Origin of the sequence: Nocardiopsis sp. NPDC101807 (assembly GCF_044766605.1) — a bacterium.
Lineage (GTDB): Bacteria > Actinomycetota > Actinomycetes > Streptosporangiales > Streptosporangiaceae > Nocardiopsis > Nocardiopsis tropica.
In genome coordinates, this window is the sequence record NZ_JBIWMK010000007.1 from 152,176 (window position 1) to 167,522 (window position 15,347).

At 75.2% G+C, this 15,347-nt stretch carries 10 protein-coding genes; 5 read left to right on the top strand and 5 right to left on the bottom strand.

The features are described 5' to 3' along the window. Positions 1 to 543: 543 nt before the first annotated feature. Positions 544 to 3,594, top strand: a complete 3,051-nt coding sequence (locus ACIRPH_RS22025) for a bifunctional [glutamine synthetase] adenylyltransferase/[glutamine synthetase]-adenylyl-L-tyrosine phosphorylase (protein WP_402917794.1) — start codon at positions 544 to 546, stop codon at positions 3,592 to 3,594. A 208-nt stretch (positions 3,595 to 3,802) separates the two neighbouring features. Here ACIRPH_RS22025 and ACIRPH_RS22030 read toward each other — a convergent pair whose 3' ends face one another. After that, entirely contained in the window at positions 3,803 to 4,942 is a 1,140-nt protein-coding gene (locus tag ACIRPH_RS22030) for a sensor histidine kinase (RefSeq protein WP_402917136.1), read from the bottom strand. Next, positions 4,939 to 5,613: a response regulator transcription factor gene (locus ACIRPH_RS22035; RefSeq protein ID WP_402917138.1), complete on the bottom strand. Its 675-nt coding sequence runs from the start codon at positions 5,611 to 5,613 to the stop codon at positions 4,939 to 4,941. The genes ACIRPH_RS22030 and ACIRPH_RS22035 overlap by 4 nt, the downstream gene beginning before the upstream one ends. A gap of 166 nt (positions 5,614 to 5,779) precedes the next feature. Here ACIRPH_RS22035 and ACIRPH_RS22040 point away from each other — a divergent pair, with 166 nt between their 5' ends. Beyond that, complete coding sequence (locus ACIRPH_RS22040) at positions 5,780 to 6,394, top strand: M15 family metallopeptidase (protein WP_402917140.1); 615 nt, start codon at positions 5,780 to 5,782, stop codon at positions 6,392 to 6,394. Positions 6,395 to 6,568: 174 nt separating this feature from the next. Here the strand turns inward: ACIRPH_RS22040 and ACIRPH_RS22045 are convergent, their stop codons facing one another. The 3 genes from ACIRPH_RS22045 to ACIRPH_RS22055 form a co-directional block, all read right to left on the bottom strand. After that, the gene (locus ACIRPH_RS22045; RefSeq protein WP_402917142.1) at positions 6,569 to 8,365 is read right to left on the bottom strand and encodes a carbohydrate-binding module family 20 domain-containing protein; all 1,797 of its coding nucleotides are present in this window, start codon (positions 8,363 to 8,365) and stop codon (positions 6,569 to 6,571) included. Positions 8,366 to 8,780: 415 nt separating this feature from the next. Then, positions 8,781 to 9,119, bottom strand: a complete 339-nt coding sequence (locus ACIRPH_RS22050) for a hypothetical protein (protein ID WP_402917144.1) — start codon at positions 9,117 to 9,119, stop codon at positions 8,781 to 8,783. Positions 9,120 to 9,209: 90 nt separating this feature from the next. Then, positions 9,210 to 9,863, bottom strand: a complete 654-nt coding sequence (locus tag ACIRPH_RS22055; RefSeq protein WP_402917146.1) for a hypothetical protein — start codon at positions 9,861 to 9,863, stop codon at positions 9,210 to 9,212. 265 nt (positions 9,864 to 10,128) lie between these two features. Here ACIRPH_RS22055 and ACIRPH_RS22060 point away from each other — a divergent pair, with 265 nt between their 5' ends. The 3 genes from ACIRPH_RS22060 to ACIRPH_RS22070 all read left to right on the top strand — a co-directional run bounded on the left by ACIRPH_RS22060 (position 10,129) and on the right by ACIRPH_RS22070 (position 15,181). Further along, a complete protein-coding gene (locus ACIRPH_RS22060; protein WP_402917148.1) occupies positions 10,129 to 10,308 on the top strand; it encodes a hypothetical protein in 180 nt (59 codons plus the stop codon). A gap of 204 nt (positions 10,309 to 10,512) precedes the next feature. After that, on the top strand, positions 10,513 to 13,539 hold the full coding sequence (locus ACIRPH_RS22065) for an AAA family ATPase (RefSeq protein ID WP_402917150.1): 3,027 nt from the start codon (positions 10,513 to 10,515) through the stop codon (positions 13,537 to 13,539). A gap of 280 nt (positions 13,540 to 13,819) precedes the next feature. Continuing rightward, entirely contained in the window at positions 13,820 to 15,181 is a 1,362-nt protein-coding gene (locus ACIRPH_RS22070; protein WP_267948838.1) for a glutamine synthetase family protein, read from the top strand. Positions 15,182 to 15,347: the final 166 nt, after the last annotated feature.

The following is a 15,347-nucleotide window of genomic DNA, read 5'->3' on the forward strand; positions in this document are numbered from 1 at the left end:
CGTGCGCCTTCCGGAGGAGCGATCCCCGGAAGGCGCACGCCGGACGCGTTCCCGGCCGGGGGCCGTCGGCGGCGTCGCGCACGCCGCAGGCGGCCCCTCACGCTCCCGCGGGAAGGGCGTCGGCGCCGCGTACGGCGGGCCCGCGGATCTCCCCCGGGGGGCGACCAGGGGTACGAACCGGGATACTTCCACCACCGTGGGCCCCGGCCGGATACACCGTGCGCAGGGGACCGAAACGAGGCGTGTTACCGACAGGTGACGTCCCGTCCCGGCGGGGCCCCGGCGGCCCGCGCCGCCCCGGTCCCCGCGACCGCGGCGGCCGGGCGCGTGCCGTGGAGGCGCCCCCGGAACCGGGCGCCCCGCGCCCTCTCCCCAGGGGCCGGCGTCCGCCCGGACGCCGGCCCCGACCCGGTTCCGGGACCTCCCCGCGCCCGCAGGGGCGGCGCGGCGGCCCCGGAACGGACGACCGCAAGCAGAGCCGTACGGTGTGCCCGCGGGCCGTCCGGCTACGGTTGACGCGTGGCAAGGGACGGAAACAACACCATGACAGCAGGCGCGCTCGCCAGGCGTGGCTTCAGCGACAGCACCCGGGCCCTGCGGCTGATGACGGAGGCGGGCCTGGACGCCCGGGCCGACACCGCCGTCATCGACGCCCTCGCGGCCGCCCCCGACCCCGACCAGGCCCTGCTGGGGCTGATCCGGGTCCTGGAGTCCGACCCGGACCCGGCCGAGGTGCTGGACGTGCTGCGCGAGGAGTCCGACCTGCGGGCGCGGCTGAGCAAGGTCCTGGGCGCCAGCCCCGCGCTGACCGACCACCTGGTGCGCCACCCCGGCGACTGGCGGGAGCTGCGGGGCGCGGACGCCGCCCGCTCCCCCGAGCCGGACGAGCTGCGCCGGGGTCTGCTGCACACCGTGGGGGCCGACCCCCACGGCGCGGCGCCGGCCGCCGACCCGGCCGTGGTCGGGGACGGGACGTCCGAGACCCTCCGGCACACCCTGCGGGTGGCGTACCGCAGGCGCCTGCTGCGGCTGGCCGGACGCGACCTGACGGGTCTGTGCACGGTCGACGAGGCCGCCGCGGAGCTGGCCGACCTGGCCGCGTCCATGCTGGACGCCTCCCTGGCCGTGGCCCGGGCCGAGCAGCCCGAGGACGCCGCGCTGTGCCGTCTGGCGGTGATCGGCATGGGCAAGTGCGGCGGCCGCGAGCTGAACTACGTCAGCGACGTGGACGTCGTGTTCGTGGCCGAGCCCGCCGAGCCCGCGGACCCCGAGGCGCCGGTGGACGAGCAGGCCGCCATGCGCGCGGCCACGCGCCTGGCCACGGCGATGATGCGCATCCCCTCCGAGACCGACGCCGAGGGCGCCCTGTGGGAGGTGGACCCCGCCCTGCGGCCGGAGGGCAGGAACGGGCCGCTGGTGCGGTCGGTCTCGGGACACCTGTCGTACTACGAGCGCTGGGCCAAGACGTGGGAGTTCCAGGCGCTGCTCAAGGCCCGGCCGATCGCCGGCGACGCCGGGCTGGGCCGGGCGTACACGGAGGCGATCCTGCCCCTGGTCTGGGAGGCGACCGGCCGCCAGGACTTCGTGGAGGACGTGCAGGCGATGCGCCGCCGCGTGGTGGCGCACATCCCCGCCGGCGAGGCCGAGCGGGAGCTGAAACTGGGTCCGGGCGGGCTCCGCGACATCGAGTTCTCCGTCCAGCTGCTCCAGCTGGTGCACGGCCGCACCGACGACCGGCTGCGCTCGGGCAACACCCTGGAGGCCCTGGAGGCCCTGTCGGAGTACGGGTACGTGGGGCGGCGCGACGCGGCCGGGCTGGCGGAGGCCTACCGCTTCCTGCGGCGGCTGGAGCACCTGCTGCAGCTGGAGCGGTTGCGGCGCACGCACCTGATGCCGGACCCCGGGAGCCAGGACGGCCCCGAGCACCTGCGCCGCCTGGGGCGGGCGCTGGGGTTCACCGCGAACCCGGTGAGGGAGCTGACCGAGGCGCGCCGCCGGGTGACGTCGGAGGTGCGGCGCCTGCACGAGAAGCTGTTCTACCGCCCCCTGCTCAACGCGGTGGCGCAGCTGCCGGGCGAGGAGGCGCGGCTGTCGCCGGAGCACGCCAAGATCCGCCTGGAGGCGCTCGGGTTCGCCGACCCCGGCGGGGCCCTGCGCCACCTGGAGTCGCTGACGTCGGGGGTGTCCCGGCGGGCGGCGATCCAGCGGACGCTGCTCCCGGTGATGCTGGGCTGGTTCTCCGACTCCCCCGACCCCGACGCGGGCCTGTTCGGTTTCCGCCAGGTGAGCGACGCGCTGGGCACCACCCCGTGGTACCTGCGGCTGCTGCGCGACGACGTGCGGGTGGCCGAGCGCATGGCGTGGCTGCTGGGGACGAGCCGCTATGTGACGGAGCTGCTGCTGCGGGCCCCGGACGCGGTGGCGATGCTGGCCGACGACCAGGACCTGGTGCGGCGCGGCCCGAAGGTGCTCGAGGCCGAGGCCGAGGCGGCGCAGCGCCGGTACGACACGGCCGAGGAGTCGGTGGCGGCGGTGCGGGCGCTGCGCCGCCGCGAGCTGCTGCGCACGGCCGCCGCCGACCTGTTGGAGGTCTCGTCGGTCCGGGAGGTGGGCTCGGCGCTGACCGACATCGCCGCGGTGACAATCGAGGCCGCGCTGCGGCTGGCCCAGAACCGGGTCGTCGCGGCGTCCGGGGACGAGCCGCTGACCCGGGTGTGCGTGGTGGCCATGGGCCGGTTCGGCGGCGGCGAGCTGACCTACGCCAGCGACGCCGACGTGATGTACGTGCACGACCCCCTGCCGGGCGTCGACACGGGGGCCGCGACCGGGCAGGCGCTGGCGATCGTACGCGAGCTGGCGCGGCTGCTGGAGATGCCCGCCGCCGAACCGCCCCTGAAGGTGGACACGGACCTGCGCCCGGAGGGCCGGAGCGGGCCCGTGGTGCGCACGCTGGAGTCGTACGCGGCGTACTACGGCCGCTGGTCCCAGGTGTGGGAGAGCCAGGCGCTGCTGCGGGCCAGGCCGATCGCCGGGGACCCCGAGCTGCGCAGGGCGTTCACGGAGCTGATCGACCCGATCCGCTACCCCGGGGGCGGCGTCGACCCGTCGGCGGTGCTGGAGATCCGCAAGCTCAAGGCGCGGATGGAGGCCGAGCGCCTGCCGCGGGGGGCGGACCCCACCCTGCACACGAAGCTGGGCCGGGGCGGGCTGTCGGACGTGGAGTGGGTGGCGCAGCTGACGCAGCTGCGGCACGCCCACGAGTACCCGGGCCTGCGGACGACGGGGACCCTGGAGGCCCTGGACACGGCCGTGGCCCACGGGCTCCTCGCGGCGGACGACGGCGCGGTGCTGGAGCAGGCGTGGCGGCTGGCCTCGCGTGTGCGGGGCATGGTGATGCTGGTGCGGGGCCGGGGCGGTGACTCGCTGCCGTCCGACCTGCGGGTGCGCGCCGCGGTCGCGGGCGCGATGGGGTGCCGCAGCTCCGAGGACGAGGAGGGGGTGTGGGAGGGGCCGGCCGAGCAGTTGACGGAGGCCTACCTGCGCGCCACCCGGCGGGCGCGCGCGGTGATGGAGCGCGTCTTCTACGACGACTAGCGGGCCGGGGGAGCGCCGCCCGGGGGGCGTGGGCCCGCCCGGACGCCCCGGGCCCTCGCGCGGCCCGGCGCCCCGGGGCTCCGCCGGCCGGGACCGCGGCGGCCGGAGGACCCGGGGCCCGGCCCCTCCGGCCGCCGCGCCGCGGGCCCCGCGTCCCCGGGCGGCGGCGGAGCCCCTCCGGGCGTGCGGCGGCTCCTCCGCGGGCGCGTCACACCGGGTGCGCGGGGAGGGTGACCGTGACGACGAGCCCTCCCCCCTCCCGGGGGACGACGTCCAGGGCGCCGCCGTGGACGTCGACGACCCGGGAGACGAGGGCGAGCCCCAGGCCGTAGCCTCCCCCCGCCCCGGGTCCCCGCCCGTCCCGTCGGCGGGTGCGCCCCTCGCCCCGCAGGAACGGCTCGCGCAGCCGCGCCGCGGTCCCGGGCGTGTACACGGGCCCGGTGTTCTCGATCCGGAGCGTGACGAGGCCCCGCCGGGGGTCGTGACCGGTGGCGGCCAGGGCGGTGCCGGGCGAGGTGTTGTGGCGGACCGCGTTCTGGACGAGGTTCGCGGCCAGCCGCGCGAGGAGGGCCCCGTCGCCGAGCACCGGTGCGGCCCCCAGGCGCAGGTCCCAGGTCACGCCGCACCGCCGCGCCTCGTCACCGGTCTCGCGGACGGCCGCGCGGACCGTCACGGCGAGGTCGAGCGGCGCCGCCGCGGCGGTGACAGCGTTGGCGTCGGCCAGCCGCAGCAGTGCCTCGGTGAGGCCCACCGCCCTGGCGTTGGTGATGCTGAGCCGTTCGACCAGGGCGGGGTAGTCCTGCCCGTCCGGGTTCCGCCGCGCCACGTCCAGGAGCGTCCCCGTGACGGCCAGGGGCGTCCGCAGTTCGTGGGAGGCGTTGGCGGCGAAGCGCTCCTGCGTGGCGAACGCGTCGTCGAGCCGGTCGAGCATGTGGTCGAAGGCGTCGGCGAGCCGCCGGAACTCGTCGTTGACCCCCGTGAGGCGGATCCGGTGGTCGAGGCGCCCCTCCGCGGCGAGCCGGACGGCCTCGTCGATGCGCTGGAGGGGGCGCAGCACCCACCCGGCCAGGAACCACCCCCCGGTGATCCCGATCAGGGCCAGGACCGCGAGGAGCGCGCCGGAGAGGTGGACGAGGACGGAGAGGATCTTCCCCCTCGAAGCGATGGGCAGGTGGGCCTCGGACGGGTTGGCCGCGGTCAGGGGGTAGTTCGGGACGTAGCGCAGGACCACGTAGACGCCCGCCAGGAGGACGGCCCCGGCGGCGACGAGGAAGGCCGCGTAGCTCAGGGCCAGGCGGAACCGCGCGCTGACCAGGGGGCCCGCCGGGCGCGGGCGGGCGGCGTTCACTCCTTGCCGCCGGGGGCGCCGAGGCGGTAGCCGGCCCCGGGGACGGTGATGACGGGGTCCGGTTCGCCGAGGGCCCGGCGCAGGGTCGAGACCGTGACCCTGGGGGCGCTCGTGAACGGGTCGGCGTTCTCGTCCCACACCTTCTCCAGCAGGGTCTCCGCGCTCACCACCCCTCCGTCCGCGCGCATGAGGAGCTCCAGGACGGCGAACTGCTTGCGCGCGAGCCGCAGGTAGCGGCCGTTCCGGTAGGCCTCCCTCCGGTAGGGGTCCAGACGCAGGTCCCCGCACTCCAGCACGGGAGGGATCGCGGTCCGCGGGCGCCGGGCGAGCGCCCGCAGGCGCACGACCAGCTCCTCCAGGTCGAAGGGCTTGGTGAGGTAGTCGTCGGCGCCGAGCGCGAACCCGTCCACCTTGTCCCTGAGCCGTGTCGCGGCCGTCAGCATGAGCACCCTCGTGCCGGGGTGGTCCCTGGCGACGGCCGCGCACACGTCGTCCCCGTGCGTGCCGGGGATGTCGCGGTCGAGGACCACGACGTCGTAGTCGTTGACGCCCACGCGCTCCAGGGCCTCGTCCCCGTCGAACACCGTGTCGGCGGCGATCGCCTCGTGTCGCAGGCCCGCCTGGAGTGCCTCGGCCATGAAGACCTCGTCCTCGACGATCAGCACGCGCATGTGGTCCCTCCTCCTCGACGGTCCGCACCCGCGGACGGACGCCCGAGTGTAGGCGGCGGCGTGTTGCGAAAACGTAGGCGGTTGAGCCGACGCTCCCGCAACGTCCCCCCTGCTGGTCTGGTGCGGCGCGCCGGGCGGACCCGTCCGGCGGAGAGGGGAGGATCCCGTGGTCCGTGTTCCACCGATGCCGCGCGTCACCGGCCGCCCGGCCGCCGTCGCCGTCGCGGCGGTCCTGTCGCTCGTGGCCCTGACGGCCCTGTGGGGCCTGTCCCCGGGGCCGGAGGGGGACGGGGAACCGCCGCTGAGGGCGATGGCGCCCGTCACCAGGTTCACGCCGCTGGACGAGGAGGACGGCTACCTGGCCGAGGGGGAGGGCGTGTCCCCGTTCGCGGAGGGCCTGCCGCTGCTGGAGCGGATGGACCCGGAACTGCTGGGGGCCGTGCGCGCCGCCGCGGCCGAGGCCCGGGAGGACGGGGTGGACGTGGTCGTCACCAGCGGATGGCGCAGCGAGCGCTACCAGCGGTTCCTCCTGGACTCGGCGGTCACGGTCTACGGGAGCGAGGAGGAGGCCGCGCGGTGGGTCGCCTCCGCGGAGTCCTCCTCCCACGTGAGCGGTGACGCGGTCGACATCGGCCGGACGGACGCCGCCGACTGGATGGGCCGGTTCGGGGAGGCCCACGGGCTCTGCCGGACCTACGCCAACGAGATGTGGCACTTCGAGCTCGCGGACGGGCCCGGGGGCGCCTGTCCGGCCCCGCGGGCGGACGCCTCGGCCGGTTGACCGTCCGGGCCTCGCGGGGGGCGCCCCGCGCCGCAGGGGTGCGGCGCGGGGGCGCGCCCGGGACGCGCTGGGCCGCGCGTCCCGGGCGTCACCGGGCGGGTCCCGCGGGACGCCGCCCGGCGGTGCGGACCGGACCCCCGGGGGCGGACCGGCGTCCGGACGCGGGCGGAGGGGTCAGCGGGTTCCCCACGTGACGGCGGCGGCGGGGCCGACCCGGTTCTGGCCGGGCTCCCACTCCACCTGGCCCCCGCCGTCGACCTTGACGAGCTTCCACTCGGTGTCGGCTCCCAGCTCGACGGCTCCGGACCAGGTGCCGTCGCCCCCGTCCGCCAGCGCGACCCCGTCCGCGGGGTTCCAGGAGCCGAGTCCGGCGGTCTCGCCGACGACGCGCACCACCTGGCCCGGCCGGGTGTCGACCGTCGCGGTGAGGGTCCCGCCGGGCTCTCCCGGGTCGGTGCCGCCGCAGCCGTCGGGGGCGTCGCACTCCCCGCCGACGTGGAGGGCCACGGCGCCGTCCGCGGGCACCCGTGCGGTGACGCGGCCGTCGGCGACGGTGACGGAGCCCTCGCCCGCGGCGTTGTCGTAGGTCCCGTCGGGCAGGCCGGTCGCGGCGTTCAGGTCCCAGTCCTGGCCGGAGGCGTTGAAGGCGGCGAACCCGCTGCCGCCCCGGTCGAAGGCCACCCGGGACGAGCCGTCCCGTGCCCTCTCGGCCAGCGGGGCGTCCCCGACCGCGCTGCGGAAGGCCGCCATGCCGGCGACGGTGCCGTCGCGGTGCTCGCAGACCCAGTCGGCGGAGGCGCAGTCGGCGTCCTCGGTGATCCATCCGGCGGGGTTGCCCTCCACCGTCCCGACGCTGGGCGGGCCCTCGGTCACGTTGTCGCCGAAGGCGTAGCTCGACATCACCACGGGGGTGCCGTAGGGGTGGGCGAGCATGAAGGCCGTGGCGAGGTGGTAGCGGTCGCCGTCCTTGTGGGTGAGCGTGGGCTCGTAGCGCTGCGTGTCGTGGTTGTCGATGAACACGACGGCCTGGTCGGAGGAGAGCCCCCCGTAGTCGGGCATCGCGGTCAGCCCGGCGATGTCGCCCCCGGCGAACCTCCGGGACACGTCGCGCTTGTAGTCGAAGTTGGTGACCTGGCCGTAGGGGGTGTAGGCGGTGTAGGGGATCGTGGCGTCGCCGTAGACCTCGTGGTAGACGCGCGGCCGCCCGCCGAACCCGGGGACCTCGTCCAGACCGCCGAAGATCGCGCCGATGTCCTCCTCGGGGACGTGCTTGGAAGCGTCCACCCGGAAGCCGGCCACGCCGAGGCCGACCAGCCCGTTGAGGTAGCGGGTGATCTGGGTCCGGACGTGGGGGCTGCCCGTGTCGAGGTCGGCCAGGCCGAGGAGCTGGCAGTTCTGGATCTCCTCCTTGTTCCCCCAGTCCGCGATGTCCTCGCGGCAGGGGTTGAAGTCGCCGTCCCCGAAGGCGGCGGTGCCGTCGCCGAAGAGGTCGGGGTGGTCGTACTTGGCCCACCGCGTCCCGTTGCTGCCGGTCCCGGACCCGTCGCCGGTCATGTGGTTGACGATCGCGTCGGCGTAGATCCTCACGCCGCTGTCGCGGCAGGTGGAGACCATCGCGGCGAACTCCTCGGCGGTGCCGCGGCGGGTGTTGCCGATGCTGTACGAGGTGGGCTGGTAGTCCTGCCACCAGGGGTGGTTGCCTCCCTCCGCGAAGGGGATGACGACGTGCTCCTGGGGCGGGGAGACCTGGACGGCGCCGAAGCCGTTCGGTCCGAGGAAGTCCTCGCACTCGGCGGCGACGGCGTCCCAGCTCCACTGGAACAGGTGGACGACGGTCTCACCGCTGTCCGCCTGCGCTGCGGGGGCGGGCGCGGCCTGGGCCGGCGGGGGGTCGATCGGGCCGGGGGCGGCCAGGAGGGTGACTCCCAGCAGGACCGCCGCGGCTGCTGCGCCGGGGCCTCGTGTACTCATGTGCGCTCCTTGGGGGGTGCGCGGCGGGGCCGTCGGGCCCCTGCCGCCATGCCCTTGCAGTATTTGCAAGTTCTTGCATGGGAGTGACGAAGCTAACAGAACGAGCCGCCCTTGTGAACAGCTCGTTTCGGCCACACCCCTCCCCTCACCAAGAGTGACGACATCCGCACCGACGTGCGAGAACGGCGCCCACGACGTGCGCAGACCCCCCCAGGCCGCCGCCCGGGACCCCCTGTGAACTGGGCGAACGCACCACGGTGCGCACATGACCGACTACAGAAAATTTCTGCAAGATTACTGAAAGGCACGCACAAAAAAACCGGTGGCGGTGCGGATCGTGGGATCCGCACCGCCACCGGCCCCCGTCCCGGGCGGCCTGCGGGAGCCGCCTGCGCAACGTCCGGCGCGGGAGGCGCTACCAGAAGACGGCCACGCCGATGTTGACGACGGCGAGCACGCCCGCGATGGTCGCGAGGTTCCTGGCGGGCTTGCGCAGGTTCAGGACGCCCAGCACCACGACGGCGAGGGCGACGACCAGCTTGACGGCGATCTTGACGTGGTCCAGCTCGGAGAGGTCGGCCATCTCGGCGACCCCCACGAGGAGCAGCCCGGTGACGAACTGGAGCAGCGAGCTGTGCAACAGGACCTTGGGCGCCTTGGCGTTGTCGGTCATGAGCTGCATGAGGAAGCCCGCGATGATGCCGGCCAGGCCGAGCATGTGCAGGAAGACGAGCGCGGAGTAGAGGATGTCCATGGCCATACACTACTACGAGCCGTAGTTTTGAACCCCGTTTTGATGACACACTGACGTAACAAAACCGGCGCCCGGCCCCTCCCCCTCGGCTCACCCCCTGCGCAGAACCCCCCTCCGCCGCCACATCAGCCAGGCCAGCCCCACCACCAGGGCCGCCCCCACCGACCTGAGCAGCCACTCCCGGCCGACGTACTCCGAGACCCGGGACATCGCCGTGACCTCGGTGACCACCACCGTGTCGCTGGCGCACGCGGCCGGGTCCGCGTCGCGGTCGAGCAGCAGGCAGGCCGTGCTCATCACCCTCTTGTCGGGCGGGGCCCCCTCCGCCACCCGGGCGCGCACCGTGTACACGGCCTCCTCCCCCGCCGGGACCTCCACCCTCCAGTTCACGATGCCCTGGTCGGCCGTCCCCCCGCCGTCGACCTCCAGGACCTCCAGCTCCTCCGGGAAGTGCTGGGCGAGCAGCGCGTCCCGGACCGGATCGCCGTCGCTGTTGGCCACGGTCGTGCGCAGGGTGACCTCCTCGCCCGGGTTGGCCGGCTCGTCGCCCACCGCCACCGCCAGCCCCACCAGGGGCATCCGCCCCTCCTCGCCGGGGGCGGCCCCGGGCAGCCCCCGGGGGTTCTCCTCCGCGGACGCGGGCACGGGCGCGGCGGCCAGGACGACCGCCACCAGCCCCGCCGCGAACGCGCCGCCCCGGCCGGACACCGTGCTCCGACTGCTTCCCCGAACGAGCCGAGCCATCCCGTGCCTCCTGTGTGTTCGCGATCCGACAGCACTAGACAACTACGGGTGATCGCCCGAATCCGTGCGGTGACACGCCCTGGGCGGGCGGACTCCTTCCCGTCCCGGGGCGGAAGGGGCGTCTTAGCCCGTTCCGGGGGGCGGCGGGGCGGTCCCCGGCCGCAGGACGGGGCATCCTCCCGATGCCCCGGAGGGGTTCTTAGGACGATCGTGGTCACCAGGACGGCGGGACACGGGGTCCGCGCCGACGGAGAGAGGACACACGATGTTCCACAGCGAACTGCTCGCGGCCAACGCCCGGCTGTTGACGGAGCAGCGCGTCCGCGAGATGGCCGACGTCCGCGCCGCGCTGAAGGCCCGGACCGAACTGCGCGCCCGGCGCCGGGAGGAGCGCCGCCGGGGCGGCCTCCTCCGCACCCGCCGGCGCTACGGCCGGGCGGCCTGACCGTGGGGTCCCCGGGCCCGCCCCGGCGCCCCCGCCCCCCCTGCGGCCCCGGGTCCTCCCGGGGCCGCCGCACGTTCCCGGGCGGCGCTGCACGGCGGTGCGGGACCCGGTGGCGCCGCGACACGGGGCGGCCCCCTCGGTCCGGCGGCGCCGGCGGTCCCGGCCGGGTGAAAACCCCTGGAAGAGTCACCGGCGCTCGACATAATGTGCGGTATGCCCCTACTTGCCGAGATAAGTACCGTCTTCGTCGGCCGTGAGCCCGAGCTCCGGCTCCTCCGGGACCACGCCGCGCGCTGCCGCGGCGAGGCGTCGGGCATGGTCCTGGTCGGCGGCGACGCGGGCGTCGGCAAGAGCCGCCTGGTCGGCGAGTTCGTCTCGGCCCTCCCCCCGGGGACGGTGTTCACGGGCGGCTGCCTCCAGCTCGGCGTCGACGGGCTGTCCTACGCGCCCTTCACGGCGGTCCTGCGCCAGCTGCTGCGCGAACGCGGGCGGGCCGCCTTCGAGGCCGCGGCGCCCGGGGGCCTCGGCGAGTTCGCCCGCCTCCTCCCCGAGCTGGGCGACGTGCCGGTCCAGCGTCCGGAGAACCGCGGCATCCTCTTCGAGCAGGTCCTGCGCCTGCTCGACCGCGCTGCGGAGGGCGGCGGGGTCACCGTCGTCCTGGAGGACCTGCACTGGTCGGACCACGCCACCCGCGACCTCCTCGTCTTCCTGGTCCGCAACCTCGACCTCCCCGGCGTCCAGATCGTCGCCACCTACCGCAGCGACGACCTCCACCGCAGCCACCCCCTCCGCCGCCTCCTCCCCGAGCTCCAGCGCGCGCCGGGCGTCGAGCCGCTGCGGCTGGGGCCGCTCAGCCGCGCCGAGGTCGGGGCCCAGGCCGCCGCGATACGGGGCTCCGCCCTCACACCCCACGAGACGGACGAGCTGTACCGGCGCACCGAGGGGGTCCCCCTGTTCGTCGAGGCGCTGGCCTCGGCGGCGGTCGACCGGTCCGGCGAGGGGCCGGAGGTTCCCGACCAGTTCCGCGACCTGCTCCTGGAGCCGCTCCACCGCTTCGACGCCACCGCCCTGTCGGTCCTGCGGGTGGCCTCGGTCGGCGCCGTGTCGGGCCTGGTCGAGCACGACATGCTCCACCACGCGGCCGAACTCCCCGAGCGGGAGCTGGAGGCCGCCCTGCACACCCTGGTCGACTCCAACGTGCTGCGCGCGGACCGGACCGGCTACCGGTTCCGGCACGCCCTCCTGCGCGACGCCGTGCACGAGGAGATCCTCCCCGGCCCCCACGCCCGGCTGCACATGCGCTTCGCGCAGCTCATCGACGAGTACCCCGACTCGGTCCCGTTCGACCGCCGCGCCGCCGAGCAGGCACACCACTACAACGCCGCACAGGAGCTGCCCAGCGCCCTCCAGGCCTCCTGGTGGGCCGCGGTGCGCGCCGGCGACACCCTCGCCTACGGCGAGGAGCTGGCCATGCTCGAACGCGTCCTGGCCCTGTGGGACCGGGTCCCGGACGCCCGCGAGCGCGTGCAGGGCAGGAGCTGGGCCGAGGTGGGCAGCCTGGCCGCCGGCGCCGCGGTGGAGGCGGGGCGCCACCGGCGCGCCGTCGAACTCGCCGACGAGGCCCTGGCCTCCCTGCCCGAGGACGGCGACGACGACGCGACGCGGGCCGTGCGGGCGCAGCTGCTGCGCCGCCGGGGCATGGCGCGCTCCCAGGAGGCCCGCGGCGGGGGCATCGCGGACCTGACCCGGGCCCTGGAACTCCACCCGCCCCACATGCCCGGGTACGCCCTGCTGCTGTCCATCCTCGCCCGGGAGACCGCCCTCCACAGGATCGACCGGGAGGAGGTCCCCGACCGGGTGCGCCTGCGCGAGCTGGAACGGGCCGGTTGGACCTCCCGGGGCCTGGCCGAGAAGGTCCTCGCCCTCGCCGACCCGTCCCGGTCCTGCGACATGCGCGCGGCGGCCGACGCGCGCATCACCCTGGGCGGCCTCCACATGCAGGCGGGGGACCTGGAACGGGGGCGCCCGCTCATCGAGGCGGGCATCCGCCACGGCGCGGCGACCTCGGACCCCGCCCTGGAGGCGCGCGGAGCGGGCAACCTCGCGCACTTCCTCCGGGAGCTGGGCCGGCACGAGGAGGGGCTGGCGGTGCTGGAGGAGTCCCTGGCCCGCCACGAGGCGATGGGCTGGGCCTCGGTCCACAAGACGTTCAACCACCAGAACCGGGCCGAGATCCACTTCGAGCTGGGCAACCTGGCCGAGGCCAGGAGGATCGTCGAGCCGATCCTGCGCGCCAGCTCCTCGAACACGCACCACACCTACATGGACGCGGTCCTGGCGCGGGCCGCGGCGGCGCAGGGGGACCTGGCCGCGGCCCGCCGGGCGGCGTCGGCGGCGGAGCGGGAGCGGGCGCTGACCGGCTCCCGGATGAACATCGTGCAGCTGGCCGTTCTGGGGCAGCTGGAGACCGACCTGGTCGAGGGCTCCGTCGGCGCGGCGCTGTCCCTGGCGGAGAGCGCGCTGGAGCAGATGGCGCTGGAGGAGGCGCACGGGTACACGTGGCCGCTGGCGGACGCGATGTCCGAGGCCGTGCGCCGGGCCGCCGCCCCCGGTCCGGGCTCCGTGCCCGGCCGCCCGGCGGAGACGGTCGCGCTGGCGCGCCGGGTGGGCGCCCTGGTGGCCGGGGTGGTGTCGTCGATGCCGTCCCACGGGACCGCCCAGGAGGCCTACCGGGCGTCCGTGCGGGCCCGCCTCGGGGAGGCGGACGGCTCGGAGCCCGGGGAGGCCCTGGAGCGGTGGTCGTCCGCGGTGGCGGCGTGGGAGGCCACGCCGATGCGGCTGCACCTGGCCGCGGCGCGGCTGCGCACGGCTGCGGCGGCGGTGGCGGCCGGGGACCGCTCGCGGGCGGCGTGCCTGGTGCGCGGGGCGCACGGGGCGGCCGAGGCCTGCGGCGCGGTGCCGCTGGCCAACGCCTCCGCGGACCTGGCGCGGCGGATGGGGGTGGCGCTGGGGGACGGCGGCGCCCCGCCCGCCGCGCCGTCGGGGCTGACCGCGCGGGAGAGCGAGGTGGCGCGGCTGCTGGCGGCGGGCGGCACGAACGCGCAGATCGCCGGGGAGCTGTTCATCTCCGCCAAGACCGCCAGCGTGCACGTGTCCAACATCCTGGCGAAGCTGGGCGTGCCCAACCGGACCGCGGCCGGGGCCCGGCTGCGCGAACTCGGCCTGGGCTGACGCCGTCCCCGGCGGCGGCCGGACGCGGTCCCGGCCGTCCCGCGGGGCGCGCGCGGGCCCGCGCGCGCCGGTGTGGCGAAGGGCGCGTGGGTCGTTGGCCCCCGGCCCCCCGTCACAGGTCATAATGCGTGTGCGGGGGCGGTCCGGGCAGCCTGGTGGGCGTGTGCGGAAATACCCCGGAAATATCCGCACGGCACACTGGCCCTGGGACACCGTGCCCGGCCCGGCTCCGCAGGCAGCGGACCGGCGCCGGACCGACCGGCAGCGAGGAAGGTTGATCGTGAATCGACAGCAGGAATTCGTGCTCCGCACGTTGGAGGAGCGCGACATCCGGTTCGTGAGGCTGTGGTTCACCGACGTGCTCGGGTACCTCAAGTCCGTGGCGATCTCCCCCGCCGAACTGGAGGCCGCCTTCTCCGAGGGCATCGGCTTCGACGGCTCGGCGATCGAGGGGTTCGCCCGCGTCTACGAGGCCGACATGCTGGCCCAGCCCGACCCGTCCACGTTCCAGGTCCTGCCCTGGCGCAACGAGCCCCACGGCACCGCGCGGATGTACTGCGACATCCTGATGCCGGACGGCTCCCCCTCGCCGGCGGACCCGCGCCACGTGCTCAAGAGACAGCTCGGCAAGGCTTCCGACCTGGGGTTCACGTTCTACACGCACCCCGAGATCGAGTTCTACCTGCTGAAGAAGATGCCCGAGATGGGCGAGTTCCCCGAGCCCAACGACTCGGGCGGCTACTTCGACCACACCCCGCACAACAGCGCGCACGACTTCCGGCGCAACGCCATCAACATGCTGGAGGCCATGGGCATCTCCGTGGAGTTCAGCCACCACGAGGGCGGTCCCGGCCAGCAGGAGATCGACCTCCGGTACGCGGACGCGCTGACCACGGCCGACAACATCATGACCTTCCGGCTCGTGATGAAGGAGGTGGCGCTGGAGCAGGGCGTCTACGCGACGTTCATGCCCAAGCCGTTCACCGAGTACCCGGGTTCGGGCATGCACACCCACCTGTCGCTGTTCGAGGGCGACCGCAACGCCTTCTACGAGCCCGGGGCGGACTTCCAGCTGTCCAAGGTGGGCCGCGGGTTCATAGCGGGCCTGCTGCGCCACGCCGACGAGATCACCGCGGTCACCAACCAGTGGGTCAACTCCTACAAGCGCCTGTGGGACGACCCCGCGGCCTCCGCCGGGATGGGCGGCGAGGCCCCGGCGTACATCTGCTGGGGCCACAACAACCGCTCGGCCCTGGTGCGCGTGCCCATGTACAAGCCCGGCAAGTCGAACTCCAGCCGGATCGAGATCCGCTCGCTGGACACCTCCTGCAACCCCTACCTGGCCTACGCCGTCATCCTGGCCGCCGGGCTGAAGGGCATCGAGGAGGGCTACGAGCTGCCCCCGGGCGCGGAGGACGACGTCTGGGCGCTGACCGACGCGGAGCGCCGCGCGCTGGGCATCCGGCCGCTGCCCCAGAGCCTGGACGAGGCGCTGCGGATCATGGAGAACAGCGAACTGGTCGCCGAGACCCTGGGCGAGCACGTGTTCGACTTCTTCCTGCGCAACAAGAAGGCCGAGTGGAACTCCTACCGGCGGCAGGTCACGCCGTACGAGCTCCAGCGGTACCTGCCGACGCTCTAGGGGCACCGGCCACGGAGGTCGGTGGCGTCCGCCCCTCCCGACCCAGGCGAAGAGGGCCTCCGGCACCGGTGTGGACGGCGACGTCCACCACCGGACCGGAAGGCCCTCGGCGCCCTGCACCGCCCGCGCCGACGCCCCGCGCGTGCCTCGGCGGACCCGGACCCGC